At 56.0% G+C, this 14,057-nt stretch carries 13 protein-coding genes; 2 read left to right on the top strand and 11 right to left on the bottom strand.

What is annotated here, in order from left to right; all coding sequences use genetic code 11:
• The 9 genes from JCM25146_RS14360 to JCM25146_RS22615 all read right to left on the bottom strand — a co-directional run.
• A partial coding sequence (locus tag JCM25146_RS14360; protein ID WP_025828873.1) for a threonine aldolase family protein occupies positions 1 to 1,033 on the bottom strand: 1,033 nt, incomplete at its 3' end.
• Between the two features lie 120 nt (positions 1,034 to 1,153).
• Entirely contained in the window at positions 1,154 to 2,506 is a 1,353-nt protein-coding gene (locus tag JCM25146_RS14355; RefSeq protein ID WP_025828872.1) for an NCS2 family permease, read from the bottom strand.
• A 69-nt stretch (positions 2,507 to 2,575) separates the two neighbouring features.
• A complete protein-coding gene (locus JCM25146_RS14350; RefSeq protein WP_025828870.1) occupies positions 2,576 to 4,456 on the bottom strand; it encodes an adenine deaminase in 1,881 nt (626 codons plus the stop codon).
• Positions 4,457 to 4,468: 12 nt separating this feature from the next.
• Positions 4,469 to 5,260 carry a TatD family hydrolase gene (locus JCM25146_RS14345; RefSeq protein ID WP_035372741.1) on the bottom strand — a complete coding sequence of 264 codons (792 nt, stop codon included), beginning with the start codon at positions 5,258 to 5,260 and terminating at the stop codon, positions 4,469 to 4,471.
• Between the two features lie 39 nt (positions 5,261 to 5,299).
• Positions 5,300 to 5,485 (bottom strand): hypothetical protein, encoded by a 186-nt coding sequence (locus JCM25146_RS25060; protein WP_199897763.1) that lies wholly within the window; start codon positions 5,483 to 5,485, stop codon positions 5,300 to 5,302.
• Positions 5,482 to 6,978 carry a Zn-dependent hydrolase gene (locus tag JCM25146_RS25055; RefSeq protein WP_369347533.1) on the bottom strand — a complete coding sequence of 499 codons (1,497 nt, stop codon included), beginning with the start codon at positions 6,976 to 6,978 and terminating at the stop codon, positions 5,482 to 5,484. The genes JCM25146_RS25060 and JCM25146_RS25055 overlap by 4 nt, the downstream gene beginning before the upstream one ends.
• 14 nt (positions 6,979 to 6,992) lie before the next feature.
• Complete coding sequence (locus tag JCM25146_RS24260; protein ID WP_242401171.1) at positions 6,993 to 7,403, bottom strand: TonB-dependent receptor domain-containing protein; 411 nt, start codon at positions 7,401 to 7,403, stop codon at positions 6,993 to 6,995.
• 5 nt (positions 7,404 to 7,408) lie between these two features.
• A complete protein-coding gene (locus JCM25146_RS23035; protein ID WP_051544282.1) occupies positions 7,409 to 9,070 on the bottom strand; it encodes a TonB-dependent receptor plug domain-containing protein in 1,662 nt (553 codons plus the stop codon).
• Between the two features lie 16 nt (positions 9,071 to 9,086).
• A complete protein-coding gene (locus JCM25146_RS22615; RefSeq protein WP_159102009.1) occupies positions 9,087 to 9,242 on the bottom strand; it encodes a hypothetical protein in 156 nt (51 codons plus the stop codon).
• Positions 9,243 to 9,357: 115 nt separating this feature from the next.
• On the opposite strand from JCM25146_RS22615, the gene JCM25146_RS14325 reads away from it, so the two are divergent.
• Complete coding sequence (locus JCM25146_RS14325) at positions 9,358 to 10,089, top strand: LysR family transcriptional regulator (protein WP_159102008.1); 732 nt, start codon at positions 9,358 to 9,360, stop codon at positions 10,087 to 10,089.
• Positions 10,082 to 10,312 carry a hypothetical protein gene (locus JCM25146_RS14320; RefSeq protein ID WP_025828864.1) on the top strand — a complete coding sequence of 77 codons (231 nt, stop codon included), beginning with the start codon at positions 10,082 to 10,084 and terminating at the stop codon, positions 10,310 to 10,312. The genes JCM25146_RS14325 and JCM25146_RS14320 overlap by 8 nt, the downstream gene beginning before the upstream one ends.
• 669 nt (positions 10,313 to 10,981) lie before the next feature.
• Here the strand turns inward: JCM25146_RS14320 and JCM25146_RS14315 are convergent.
• Positions 10,982 to 12,649 (bottom strand): sensor histidine kinase, encoded by a 1,668-nt coding sequence (locus JCM25146_RS14315; RefSeq protein ID WP_025828862.1) that lies wholly within the window; start codon positions 12,647 to 12,649, stop codon positions 10,982 to 10,984.
• Between the two features lie 355 nt (positions 12,650 to 13,004).
• Positions 13,005 to 13,664, bottom strand: a complete 660-nt coding sequence (locus JCM25146_RS14310) for a response regulator transcription factor (protein ID WP_025828860.1) — start codon at positions 13,662 to 13,664, stop codon at positions 13,005 to 13,007.
• Between the last annotated feature and the right edge of the window lie 393 nt (positions 13,665 to 14,057).

The raw sequence follows: 14,057 nt of genomic DNA, 5'->3' as shown, positions 1-14,057 counted from the left end.
GCACGCTTGAACAGACTTGTATGTCTGCTGCCAGCCGATCTACTTCAGCTAAGTCCGCATCCCATGCGAACATAAAGCGCGCGCACCCTCCGATGAAGGTGTAAAAGCGCCAGCCACAGGCCCGGAGCCGTTCCATTACATCAGCCTCCGCATGAATGAAAACACCATTGGCCTGCACCGGAAACATGAGCGAAACACCGGGCAGGCCCACCACCTGCTCGGCCAGCCTGCTTGCACAGGTATTGGCATGCCGGGCGTTACGTAGCCATGCCCCGCTCTCGAGCATACCCACCCATGGGGCGGATAAAAACCGCATTTTGGAGGCCAGTTGCCCGGCCTGCTTGCAGCGGTAATCAAAACCATCGGCCAAGGCGCGGTCAAAGAACAGAACAGCCTCACTTACGGCCATGCCATTTTTGGTGCCGCCAAAACACAGCACATCCACCCCGGCCCGCCATGTCATGTCTGCCGGTGTGCAGCCAAGGGCCGCGCAGGCATTGGCAAAGCGTGAGCCATCCATATGCAGATACAACCCGAGTTCACGGCATGTTTGTGCCAGTGTGCGAATTTCGGATAGGGAATACAGTTCCCCCGTCTCGGTCGGTTGCGTAATGGTTACGGCCCGTGGCTTGGGGTAATGAATATCGCTCCGGCAGGTGGATAACAGCCTGACATCCTGCTCGGTCAGCTTTGCACTTTCCGTCCGAGCGACAAGCAGCTTGGAACCGTTGGAAAAAAACTCGGGCGCTCCGCACTCATCCGTTTCCACATGCGCGTAGGAGGAACAGATCACGCTGTTATAGGACTGGCAGAGAGCCGCCAGCGCTAGTGAATTGGCCGCCGTGCCGTTAAAGACAAAAAAGACCTCGCACTCCTTTTCAAATAGGGAGCGAAAAGCGTCTGCCGCCCGGCTGGTCCATTCATCCTCCCCATAGGGGATCAACGAGCCGACATTGGCCTGCATCATGGCCTGCCATGCCTCGGGGCACATCCCCGCGTAGTTATCACTTGTAAATTGCTGGCGCGTGTTCATCGCTCATCGTCTTTACCGCATTGTGGCAGGTACGCAACCTTAACCACTGTGGACAACAGGGGGCCACGCGCAGACTGCGCGCAAGGCCTTTTTCATCAATACGTCTGGCACAGAGGTGCGTTAATTGACCGTGTAGGTTACCAGCACAAGGTAGATCACCAGCAGTACATTGGTCAGCAGGAAAACCGGCGCCAGCCGCGCCCAGCTCCGGGTAGCAACCGCCATAACCGTATAGGCAAAGCACCCCGCGCAAATCCCGATCATGAGGTTGGCTGTTGTGACCGTCAGCAGCACGATCATACCAGCAGAAACACTCTGGAGCGGGTCGGATATATCCAGCTCCGTCAGGCCTTCCATCATCAAAATTCCCACCATTACCAGCGCTGCTGTGGTGGCCTGAGGGGGAATACAGGCAATAAGGGGCCAGAAAAACGCGCTTAGGCCAAACAGTATGGCTACGGTCAGGGTTGTCAGGCCCGTGCGCCCGCCTGCCTCCACCCCGGTTGCGGATTCAACATAAGCCCCCACGGTCGGGCTCCCCAGACACGCCCCCACAATGGAGGCCAGTCCATCGGCCAGAAACGCACGCCGGGAGTTCATGAAATTGCCTTGCTCATCCATCATGCCCGCACGCCGCGTGACCGCGATCATGGTCGCTGTGGCGGAGAAAAAGTCGGACAAGAAAAAATAAAGGGTCAGGGGCAGGACCAGAAAAAAATTGTGGAAGAACTTGGTCGTATCAAACGCAAACAGGTACGCGCTTGGCGCACGGGGCAGGGCTACCGCCTGCGCAGGCAGAACGGTCATGACATGGCCCGGAGAGGTCTGGATAAACAGCCCCGCCACCGTAACCGCCAGAATGGACAGCAGCATGGCCCCCCGCACACGGGCTGCCACCAGTGCAGCGATGAACAAAAGCGAGAGAAAAACCACCATGACCGAGGAGGAGCGCAAGTCTGCAAAGGCAACGCCCCCGCTTGGGTCCGTTACAATCAGCCCCCCGCTGCGCAGGCCCAGATAGGCAATAAACAGGCCAATACCAGCCTGTAACCCAATACGGATAGAGGCGGGAAAGCCCCACACAATATGCTGGCGCACATTACTGAGCGACAGGCAGGTAAACAGAATACCTCCCACCAGCACCATGGTGAGTGCCGTGCCGTAGGACAGGCCCATTTTAACCACGACAACCTGAGCAAAAACCGCGTTGGACCCCATGCCCGGTGCCAGCGCAATGGGCAGGCGTGACAAAAACGCCATAAGCAGGGAGCCACACATGGCGGCTAGCACGGTTACGGTAATCATATCCGCCCGGTTAGCGCCCGTTGCTGCGAGAATGGCCGGATTGACCGCAATAATATACCCCATGGCGCCAAAGGTTGTGAACCCGGCCAGCACCTCCGTGCCCACGCTGGACTGGTGGCCCGCCACATTAAACCGGAAGAGCTTTTGCAGGGATAAAATGGCTCTCATAATCAACAGCACTCCAGTTTTACGCGACCAGTGGGCTGTACCGCTACACTGGCGCGTTGCCCGTTGCCCCTACCAGACAATGGGGTGTGACTGCCCGGTCTGAACATTAACAAACCCTTCGGGCACGCAGGGGTTGGGGGCCACCAGCACCCACCGCCACGGCGAGCAGGTAAGCGTTGCAAAGCACAGCCGCTCGGGAAAACCCTCCGGCCAGTTTTTGGAATAGGTGGGCTCATGCATCCACTCTATTGTCCGGGCCTGTGCGTAAAGTTCCTGCATGTCCGTGTCCAGTGCTTCGGCCGGGCGGGCGGTCATTAGCCCGCCAACCTCGTAGCGGACCGTGGCCAGCACGGTGTTATCCCGCACCAGTGCCCAACCACCGTGCTGCTTGCGGATTTGGTTGACCACCTGCGCCATGGCGGCATCGGACGACCCGACGACCCATATATTATGCTGGTCATGCGCGACCGAGCAGCCTACAGCCGTATCGGGCGTTCTGGGGCCACAGCCGCGCCAGAACATACGCCCGACCCTGCCCTGCCCGGAATAGCGGTCCACAACTGCAAACTTGGTAATGCACTGGCTGGTATCGCGCTGGACTTGTCCGCCATGCACGGGCAGGGTTTCCACCAGAAAATCATCCGCCCAGTGAAACGGGCGCAGCACGGCGGCCTGCATGGTCTGCCGCCCCGGATCAGCCGGAATGGCAAAATCCTCCGCACCAAGCTCCCGCTTGATATTGATGGTCTGGCTCGCCCATGCGGGCCATGCAATAACGGGCACGGGCGCAATATAATGCCCGTTCTGCGCCACGCACTGGCCATCTGCCCAGACCTCCGCAATATCCAGCGCTGCCACATCAGACAGCAGCACAACATCAGCAAAGCGGCCGGGGGCCAGACTGCCCACCCACGGGGTCAGGCGCATATGCCGCGCGGGGTTGATGGTCACACACTGAATGGCAATTTCTGGCGGCAGGCCAGCCTCCATGGCTCTGCGCACATTATAGTCTGTGGCTCCCATGCGCAATGTGTCGCTTGCGGAACGATCATCGGTGGTCAGCGCAATCTGGGAAAAATCCTCAAAACCTAAATCCAGCATACCCTGCACCAGTTCGGGAATAGCCGCGTGCCGCAACGCCACAAAAATACCGGCCTGCAACTTGGCCTGTAGTTCTGCCATATTCAGCACTTCGTGGTCAGAGGCCAGACCAGCTGCGGCAAAAGCGTTAATGGAGCGTGTGTCATGCAGGCCTGCCCCGTGCCCTTCCACCACGCCACGGTGTTCATACGTTGCCTGGATCATGCCCCACAACCGCGCGTAGGAGGGGGATTCAGGGTTCCATACGCTGGGCCAGTCCATAACCTCGTCCAGACCGGGCACCATCAGGTTCCCGCCCATAAAGGCGCTCTGTTCATCATACCCATAATACCCTCCCCCGCCCTCATATGCAGTGGGGGGAACGGCCGAACCGGGGAGCGGGAATATTTTAAGCGGCACGCCATGGCTGCGCGCCGTCATCCAGAACGACAGGTTATGTGCGCCATCCACGTTGGAAAACTCGTGGCTGGCCTCGCACGTCCATGTATTGCCGCGTGGCAGCACCAGAGCGGCCTCGTATTCGGGGGTCAGGTGCGAGCTTTCGATATGTTTGTGCACCTCGCCAAAGCCGGGCACGGCGGAAAGTTCCAGCCGCTCGACATGCGATCGGGCTGTGCCGGTATAGGTGCCCGCAGGGCCGGTCCAGGCAATGCGGCGGCGATATATAACAATATCCTGCTGCTCTACCCAGCGGCGCGTATGCACGTCCAGCAGGCGGCCCACGCGCAGCACCAGATCGGCTGGGATCAGCCCCATGGCCACACGGGTCAGTTCCTGGCGGATGCACACTTCCTGGGCAGCACTGATAAACAGGTCATTCCCGGACATCATCTCCGATGCAGACTTCATCACCATGATCCATTATACCAAAGAAAAATCTGGAACTTTGCGAAAGATACGGAAGAAGTTTTCCGTTGTCTGCCGGGCCAGCTCCTCGGGAGTGACCTTGCGCAAGCCCGCCAGAACCCTAAGCGTATGCACAAGGTAGGCGGGCTCGTTCCGCTGGTCCGCATAGGGTTCTGGGGCCAGAGATGGCGCGTCTGTCTCGATCAGAATACGGTCTGCGGGCAGGCTGGCGGCAATAGCGCGCATGCCATCATTCCCCTCATGGGTGAGCAGGCCGGAGAACGAGAGGTAATGCCCCATCTCCACATTGGCCCGCGCCAGAGCCGGACCACCTGAAAAACAGTGCATGACCACCGGAAACCGCCCTTTGGCATCCCCCTCACGCAAGACCTGCTCCATGGCCGCATCCTGCTTGACGGAATGGATGATCAGGGGCAACTGCGTCTGCCGGGCGGCCTCTATATGGACCAGAAAATTGCGCATCTGCGCATCCCACGAAGCCGTGGTAAAAAACGTGTCCAGCCCCACCTCGCCTATGCCCACCACCTTGGGGTGGGCGGCATGGGCGACAAGGTCCTGCACCTGCACGTCGGTTTCCCCATCCGCCCAGTGTGGGTGAGTGCCTACGGAGCAGAAGACGTCGTCCATCTCCTCCGCTTTTTGCAGAACCTTGGCAAAATCATGCACACTGGTACCAATGCTGACAAACCGGCGGATACCCACCGCGCGCGCTCGCTGCATGACCGCGTCCAGATCCCCCGCAAGCTCGGAAAACTCAAGGTGGCAATGACTGTCAACCAGATGCATGCTGCGTCCTCCCGTTATGGGGTTTGTTGCAAGGCCGGATCATACTACCGTGCCCTGTCTGGCCGAAATATCAAGCACTTCAGGCAGGCGCGTAATAAAATTAACCATAACGGCAAAGGCTGCCTGCACATCCGCCACGATAACGCTCTCATCGGGGTGGTGGCTTATGCCGCCGGGGCTGCGCAGGAACAGCATGGCCGTGGGCACCCAGTCCGTCATCATCATGGCATCATGCCAGCACCACTGACCAGAACATGCTCGGGCATACCCTCCGCCCTTATGCCCGAACGCAGCAGGTCAACCAACCGGCCATCACAGGGGGCGGGGGCAAAGGTCTGGTGGTCCTGCACCTCCCACCCCACGTGGCGGCGCCCGGCAATGCCGCCCACCAGATCCTTTACCTGCAAAAACGCGCGCTCAAGGCATTGCGCATCCGCCGAGCGGATTTCCACCGAAAGGCTTGCGCTGCCGGGAATAACATTCACCGCCCCCGGACGCGCCTCGATCTTGCCCACGGTGGCCACAAAATCATCCACATGCGTACGGGCCAGTGCCTCTATGCCCAGAACCATCTCACACGCAGCAGCCAGCGCATCGTGGCGCATGGAAAGCGGTACTGTGCCCGCATGCCCCGCCTGCCCCTGCACGCAAATATAAAACCGCTGGATACCGGCAATGGCAGACACGGCCGCCAATGGGGCATCCGCATGTTCCAGCACGGGACCTTGCTCAATATGTGCTTCCAGATAGGCTATTATGTCCTGCCGGTTGCGCCGGGCCTCGCCCATTCTGCCGACATCCAGCCCTGCGTCGCGCATGGCCTCGTGCAATGTTGCGCCGGTGCGGTCACGCATCTGGCTGACATCACCCTCGGCCTTGCCCGCCATGGCCCGGGAACCCAGCATGGACAACGGGAATCGTGACCCCTCCTCATCCCCAAAAGCCACAACCTCCAAGGCAAAAGGCAGGCGTATGCTACGGCTTGCAAAAGCGGCCACACATTCCACCCCCAGCATGACCCCCAGCGCGCCATCGTAAAAACCGCCGTTCCACACGCTGTCTATGTGCGAGCCGATCAGCAGTGCGGGGGCGTTGGCCTCTGCCCCCTCGTACCGGCCAATAACCGTGCCTGCGGGGTCCGTGCGCACGCTCATGCCTGCATCGTGCATCCACCCCCGCAATGTGGCCATGGCGGCTTTGTGTGCAGCCCCAAGGTAAGGGCGGAACAGGCCGCCACGCATATCGCTATAAGGTTCGCACCCGAGTTCTTCACACCGTCTGACCGCACGCGCCCCTGCATCGTGCTCGACAATCCGCTCCAGCTTGTTCATCTCAACCACCAACGTAAACCGGCACTCAATCCCGGCGGCGTTCTGCACGCCATGCCAAAAAGGCCACTGCTGCCCTGTTCCACATACCGGTGTGTGGGAAAGGTTTGTGCGGGGCGGCCTTTTTATTATTGCTTTAGAAATCCGTGGAAATTGTTCCGTCATGCTAAAACGTGGCAGAACGTAAAACTGAGCCCCACTCCCCGCAGCTAGGGTTGTACCATCCAGCAGTTGCCCCTGTGTGGCGTTTGTTGCAATACCTACCGGTCCCGTGCGCACCACGGCTCCGGTCAGGTTCTGAAAGTTCATTTTGAGCGTAGGTGATTTGAGGAAAGAGAATGGCTTGAAGCGATACCCAACACTCAGGCTGTCCGTTACGTAGCCGGGCATACGCTGGTCCCCCGTCAGGTTACGGACTGGGAGCTGGCATAATGCAGGGCGAAGTTTCCAAAAAAGTGCGTGTCATCGTACGACAGGCCAAAATTGGCCATGACCTTGGGAGCCATTGGGGCTTCATACCCTTTGGTCCGCAGGTAGCTCCCCCCATATGGTACGTTGGAATCCAGGGTTGCATGCAGGTATTCAAACGACGCATAGGGACTAAAGTGGTGGATCGGCCGGGCCGCCACCATAAGGTCAAAGCCACGCACGGTCTGGTTGCCTGCATTGGCCGTGCCAAATACGCCACCGCCCAGATAGGTGCTCATCAACCTGTTGGTAATGTTGTAGTTAAATAGGGACAGATCGAGCATCACATACTTGTCGTGGTAGCGGTACCCCAGCTCCTCCTTGATCGAATACTGGTTTTTGGGCATGCCGGTCACGGCTGAATGGCAGAGGGGTCTGGCTGGCGAAAGTCCCCTTCTCCATGCACATAAACCTGACTGTGGTCGTCAATATCATACGAAATGGATAGCTGCGGCAAAGGCACCGTGGAGTTCGCCCCCAGATGCGCGTTTGACGTGGAGGACGATGCCAGCAGGTTCTTCATCCAGTAATTTGTCATCATGAACTTGAAGCCCGCGATAATCCGTAGCTTGTTATGTAGGTAACGTGCTTCGTCCTGCACAAAAATCGAGTGGATTTCGTAGCCCGTGTTGGTCAGCCCGGCCAGCGCACGCTTGCCATCTGCCGTATAGAGTGCAGTATGGGGGTTGCCCGGCGTTGTAGCCCCGCTATAGGACACGTTGATCGGGAAACCGATTTTGGAAAAATTGTTGGCATACCAGTACCCGACCGAAAAATGGTTATGGCTGTCAATGTCATAACCCAGCTTGGCGGTTACACCCACATCGGGCTGGCTATAGGCGTTCCATGCTTGCACAAGCTGCTGCCCACCGGGTAGAGCGCTCCCGTTGCCCAAGCTATACTGCCCGGCAGAGGACTGCCCGATACCCCAGCTATCCCACCCAAGAGCATCGTAAAAATAGGGGGTCACATCCAGCGTGAGCTTTCTGCTCAGCACTACATGCACCGGCATGACCAGAAAAACCGTGTTAAAGTGCGAGATATTGTTTTTCCAGTAGTTATCGTTCCCGCCTGTTGCGCTGTAACCGCTGCGGTTATAGCCCGCTCCGGTGTGCTTGTAGGCCTTGAACTGTTCTTCTGTTGCGTAATTATCAACCATGATCTGGTTGTTGTTCCACGAAAAATACAGTTTAATACTTGATGCGTTCTGAAAATCCTTTTGCAAGCCAAAGTCAATGTGCTGGCGGTCATTTGTGCCAGCACCCATCCACTGCCGGGCATGCGTGTGCGAACCCGATACGTAAAAACGCACACCCGTGTTGCCAATATCCCCCGACTGCAAGCGCAGGAACTCGCGGGAGAGGTTGTTTGTGCCATAGGAAAAATCCATCGTCCCACCCATTCTGTGGGAGGGAGTCAGGGTTTCCTCACGCATGACACCCCCTGCACTTGTGGTCACCGGGGCTTCCAGCGCGGAGGCACTAGGGCTGACGGAAATACGCTCCAGATTTTCGGAATCCACGTTCTGGTCAATATAACCCGCACTACTTGCGGGCACGCCATCAAGCAGAATAGCAATGTCGGCATCTGTCAGGCCGCGGCTTTCTATGCCCCCGCCATGCATGCCAGATGTATCCGCCGAAGATACGTTAAGACTTGGCATGGTCTTGACTAGGTCCAGCACACTACTTGTGGGGCTTTTCTGGTCAATAAACTGCTTTGTAACCGTTTGTACAGAATAAGCGGCTGTTTCACGCCGCATCATTCCGCCCCCGCCATCCACGGACAGACTGACAGACTGCCGGTTGGATGTAACGTCAATATTTTCCTTATTCTGCGCCTGTAGGGCAGATTTTACATGGGGTTTATGTCCGCTTGCCACCACCCGGTCTGGCGTTCGCAGATCCCCCACTGGTGCTGCACCAGCACAGCGTGCCGTGTCATGAAGTGCTGCCAAAACCAGAATGCCCGACGCCGATACGAACAGCCTGTGCTTTAACGAAAAAATTTGCATTGCTTGTGCCCGCCCTCTACAGCCTTCCGCCTAAAAGACTGTTTTCAAGTTCTTTTTTGTCTAGACCGCCCGCAGTTTGTTCAAAGTTATTGTTCTGCTTATGCAACGTATCGTTTCTGCCCGTCTTTTTGGAAGCGCTAAATTCTGCACGTTGTGTAGCCTTTTTCTGCACGTGCAGACTCTTTTTCAGTGCGGTATAGAAATGATTATGTTTATTCTTGATTTGCCGTTAACTGTTCTCACCAACAGGTTCCAAAAGACGCACACCCAGCAAAAGGACTATGGCCATGGTGCTCCTGACCAAGTTTTCCCGTTATTTTCAGGAAGTCATCCACCATGGCTCCATCCGCAAAGCGGCCGAGCACCTGCATATTGCCGCCTCAGCCGTGGACCGGCAGATCCTGAATGTGGAAGAAACACTCGGGTTACGGCTGTTTGACCGGGTTTCCGGCGGCGTACGGCTGACCGCTGCGGGCGAAGCTGTTTTTCATCAACTCACCCGTTGGGGCAAGGAAGAGGCCGCCCTACACCGCCATCTGGCGGAACTTAAAGACGCACGCAGCGGAGAAGTCCGCATTGCTGTGGCCGATGGTTTGGCTGTCAGCTTTATTCCCTCCATGATCATGCTTTTGCATGATGACAGCCCTGGTTTGCGCTTTAAGGTCACGGTAGCTACTGCAGCTACTGCTGCCATCCTGCTTCGCGCAGGGGACTGCGATCTGGGGGTTACATTTGACCCCCCATCCTTTGCTGGGCTGAGTGTGGAGGCCGAGACCCTGTCCCGTCTTGGTGTAATGGTGCCGCGTGACCATCCGCTAACGCGTATGGAAGATGTGCGGGTCACAGACTGTATCGGCTACCCTATTGTAGCACCGGATTCGTCCACCACATTATGGCGTCTGGTCAAAGAATTGCTGGAAGAAACAGATATGCCATATGATATCGTCTTCAATTCCAACAATATTGCGCTTGTCTGCGATATGGTAAAAAAAAAATCTGGGTATTGCTATTATGCGTGATCTGGACGCCTTTGGTCATTACACTGAAAATGAAGCCTGTTTTATAGAGCTAAACGAAACCAAACTGGCAACGCAAAAGCTCTCACTCATTATTCCCAAAACACGCATATTATCACCAAGTGCGAATTTCATTATTGAGAAGTTCAAAGAAATATTCAAAGTTTTTGACAATAACTTTAGACATTTTTTTGTGAAAAAACTAGACTCAGGGCTCATTCTCTAAGATAGAAGATGAAGCTTGCTGCGGTGTGGATTGCGGACATGAATGTATGAGCACAGCGGTCGTATCGTGTTGCCACCCGTCACCAGTCTTTCAGCTTTGCGAACATGTTTTTGATCGGATAGCGCTTTTTATACAGATGCCAACTGTAAGGTGGCTTTGATTTCCTGTTCTTCTTTCGTGGAATACAGGCGGTGATGTTCCGCTCTTCAAGAGACTACCTGATTTTATTGCTGTCGTCTCCCCGATCACCGATGACTTCCTCTGTCTCATCGACAGATCCGCCATCAACACATCAGCACCTTTGAAATCACTGACCTGTCGAGCAGTCGCCACTTGGAATGGATACGGTTGAAACCAACAACTATCAATCAAAACGTCATAGCCCTGAAATCAGGAAACAGGAGTTAAAAAACGGTTCTTCGATCCCTCCAGTTGATCACCAAGCCCGCTCAGCCGAGCAAGCCGCTCTTCAACATCAAAAAAATCCCGGCTGCTTCATCATCTATCCTTCCTTCCAATCAACTCAGAGGACATGGAATCACATACAGAGCCTCATAACCAGAGGGTTTTTCGAACCCTCGATACAAAATCCGCACCATCAAATCCTGGGACTAAACATTTATTCCACGATGTTGCGCCATCCGATGGCACAACACCGATAGAGAATGCTCAGAGACTTTTCATCGCCGAAACCGACATGCCGGGTGAAAGCGTTGTAACTGCGCCATCCGGCTGCTGAATAGGCATCCACAGCGTGAAACGTGTGCCCTTTGCAAGAGAGGACCAGTGGGCGCGGCTGTTTATGGCCTGCGCGCGCCAGCGGATATTGTGCAGCCCACGTCCACCACCCGTCTGCCTGTTGGCGACAAACCCATTGCCATTGTCTTCGACAAACACGACAACAGCTTGCCTGTCGGCCGCAGTGGCAATACGGATATGATCTGCCCCCGCATGTTTGATGATATTGGCAATGACTTCCTGAAGAATACGCAGAATATGCAGTGCTGCGGAAGGTGTTAGCCAGACCAGCGGTGGCACTGTTCTTACGGACCATTCCAGCGTCATGCCATGAGCCTGAAAACGTGGCGCAAGCCGGTAACGCAGGTTGGCCAGCAGGACCAGAAGATCGGCATCGACCGATTCCAGTGAATCGACTGTAATTTTCAGGTCATACAGGCAGTCCTGTAATGTCTGACGGAGCACAGCGTTGGGCGTGTCTCCATTCGTCATATGAATGGCGCCTGTCAGGGTTGAACCGAGACCATCATGCATGTCACGCATCAGGCGCTGGCGTTCGGCGCTTAAAAGGTCGCGCTGTTCAACTTGCCGCAGGCGATCATAACTTTCGCGCAATGCGCTTTCCTGCAATTCAAATCGCGACTGCAACTGTTCAGTCGCCTGTTTATCCGCATGGATTGTATCAGCATAGCGTATGCTAAGCAGGTACAAACAGATGAACAGGACCAGCGGTGTGAGGTAAGGTGTCAGGTAAATATGGTTGATACCGATACGGTCATACGATAGCGCGGCATCATGTATCAGGCCCGGCAGCAGTAGCAGATTGAATATAATCAGCAGCAGACCCGCGCGCGATCCGCGATGCCACAGGCGCCTGATCAGCGATCGCAGCATCGGGAACGGGGCCATGCAACAATAGGCATACAGGCACATCGAAAATATCGGCAGCCAGTCATGCGGGCAGAATACGGGTAATGTCACTATGGAGCCCAATACTACTCCACCGATCCATAACCGCTTCAACCAGAAAAACTTCACATCGGCAATATCGCAACAGAACAGCCAGACAGCTGTTATCAGCCAGCAGAGCGCATTGACAGAGCCCCACCCGATCCATGACTGGGGAGCATATGTAAAATACCCACGCCCGAGGAAAAAGAGCGCATATAGCGTATAAAAAACAATGCCGCCGACTAGATACTGACACAGACGATCCAGGTTGCGACCGTTCGAGAGCACAGAGAGCATAACGCTGCTCGAAAGCAGGATAACGGCAATTGCTGCTGGCAGCACATACAGCAAGGTCCACCGGACGCGGTACCGCCAGGACAGTGCATCGTAGTCACCAACCCGGGCGGTTGTTATGGCTCCCTGCCCGCCGGTGGCCATATCAATGCGGACCACAACCATGGACGAGCCAGAAAACGGCAACTGCACCAGAAGGGGATAACCCGCCTCCTGCCCTGTGGCGCCGTTCTGCGAACACCAGACAAGAACGCCGTTCTGGTACAAGGCTAGACGCCCCTCAGCTTTCCAGGACGGAAGATAGAAGCCGGTCCGGGGGCCATCTGCCTCGGCCTGTGCTGGCGGGGCTATCACGAAACGGTACCAGGTGGTCGTCCTGAATTTCTGGTCGTCTGGGCTGGGGAAAGCGGGAGGAGAGAACCTGTCCGTGTATGGAAGCTCCACGATTTCCCACTGCCTACGGGGCCATCTGGCGCAATATGGTCCGGCAGTGTCGCGTCCAGGTCGTCGGGTATGACCTGTTTCAGAAAGTCCGCATGATAAAGTGCTTGCTGCCACGCTCCAGAACCGGCTGGGTGGGTGTTGAATATAACAGCCACACCAGCGATACCACACTACTCAAGCAGAGCATGCCGATAATACGGAAAAGGAACACCCACGGGGAACGCACCGTTGCTTGCATTACCTCACTCACCCGAAGATGCGAAAATCAAGAATGCAGCCAGCCCTGACGTCGCGCCAAGGTTACGGCCTCGATCCTCGAACCAACTGAAAGTTTTTGATAAATGCGCCGAACATATGTGTGAACGGTATGCGTTGACACTTCAATTCGGCCTGCAATTTCTGCTTCTGTAAAGCCTTGCGACACATAGCGCAACACTTCCAGCTCACGCTCGGACAGCGACGGCACAATGCGCGCCGAGGGAACAGGCAGGTGATGACGAAAGCGTGAGAGAACCTGACGGGCAATCATCGGGCTGATCGGGCTTCCCCCGCCGTGGGACGTGCGAATGGCTTCCACCCTTTGCATCTGGTTGGCATCTTTCAACAGATACCCCGCAGCCCCCAGTGCAATGGCCTCCATGACGTAACTTTCATCGCCAAAGGTCGTGCTGATCAATACCGCACAGGAGGGCCATAGCTCCACAGCCGCCTTGAGCACATCAAGCCCCGAACCGTCGGGCAAGCCGATATCAGCCAGCAATACGTCTGCCGCCGCCCCCTGTAACATGGCCAACCCCTCAGCACGGTTGGTTGCAACCGAATGCAGGGTCATGTCCGGCTGCTCATCGAGAGTTTTGCAGACAGCGTCGCGAAAAAGAGGGTCATCCTCTACAATCGCGACACGGATACAAGAAGGATGTTCCATGGCCGTCCGTTGTTGTCTTGTCGTGTTATGAAAACTCATTCCCGGGATTTTCTCGGCAAAACCGCATCATTCTCAAATAACTACCCACCACCTGAATTATGGAGCAGGCCTGTTTCTCAAAAAGGCATTGGTAAAAACACTCGGGCAAGTACAACTGGCTGTGGCCACTTGCCCAACCCGTCAGGAAAACATATTGCCCCGGGGAATAAGCACGCCTCATCCGACTTTATGAGACCCGGATGAGGCAGTCAAGCAGATCAGCTTAGCTTCTGCTGGCCGAGATCGTAGGTGACGGGGAACGGAGAGCCCTTGCTGCCATCTTCCTTGATCGGGGTAAATTTGGTTTCGATCTTGGTGAAGTTGAAGGAAATAGTCTCGCTCGGGCGATCACCA

The sequence above is a fragment of the Acetobacter okinawensis JCM 25146 genome, assembly GCF_000613865.1.
In the GTDB taxonomy this organism is placed as follows: Bacteria; Pseudomonadota; Alphaproteobacteria; order Acetobacterales; family Acetobacteraceae; genus Acetobacter; species Acetobacter okinawensis.
The sequence above is the reverse complement of the archived record's forward strand: the minus strand, read 5'-3'. Positions and strand labels throughout refer to the sequence as shown.

Excerpts from the sequence above, each read along its gene's own strand:
- JCM25146_RS14345 (WP_035372741.1), bottom strand. The coding sequence starts at position 5,260 with ATGCATCTGGTTGACAGTCATTGCCACCTTGAGTTTTCCGAGCTTGCG.
- JCM25146_RS24260 (WP_242401171.1), bottom strand. The coding sequence starts at position 7,403 with ATGCCCAAAAACCAGTATTCGATCAAGGAGGAGCTGGGGTACCGCTAC.
- JCM25146_RS25060 (WP_199897763.1), bottom strand. The coding sequence starts at position 5,485 with ATGATGATGACGGACTGGGTGCCCACGGCCATGCTGTTCCTGCGCAGC.
- JCM25146_RS14350 (WP_025828870.1), bottom strand. The coding sequence starts at position 4,456 with ATGAAGTCTGCATCGGAGATGATGTCCGGGAATGACCTGTTTATCAGT.
- JCM25146_RS14320 (WP_025828864.1), top strand. The coding sequence starts at position 10,082 with ATGCGTGATCTGGACGCCTTTGGTCATTACACTGAAAATGAAGCCTGT.
- JCM25146_RS14310 (WP_025828860.1), bottom strand. The coding sequence starts at position 13,664 with ATGGAACATCCTTCTTGTATCCGTGTCGCGATTGTAGAGGATGACCCT.
- JCM25146_RS14355 (WP_025828872.1), bottom strand. The coding sequence starts at position 2,506 with ATGAGAGCCATTTTATCCCTGCAAAAGCTCTTCCGGTTTAATGTGGCG.
- JCM25146_RS25055 (WP_369347533.1), bottom strand. The coding sequence starts at position 6,978 with ATGCCCGGCTACGTAACGGACAGCCTGAGTGTTGGGTATCGCTTCAAG.
- JCM25146_RS14325 (WP_159102008.1), top strand. The coding sequence starts at position 9,358 with ATGGTGCTCCTGACCAAGTTTTCCCGTTATTTTCAGGAAGTCATCCAC.
- JCM25146_RS23035 (WP_051544282.1), bottom strand. The coding sequence starts at position 9,070 with ATGCAAATTTTTTCGTTAAAGCACAGGCTGTTCGTATCGGCGTCGGGC.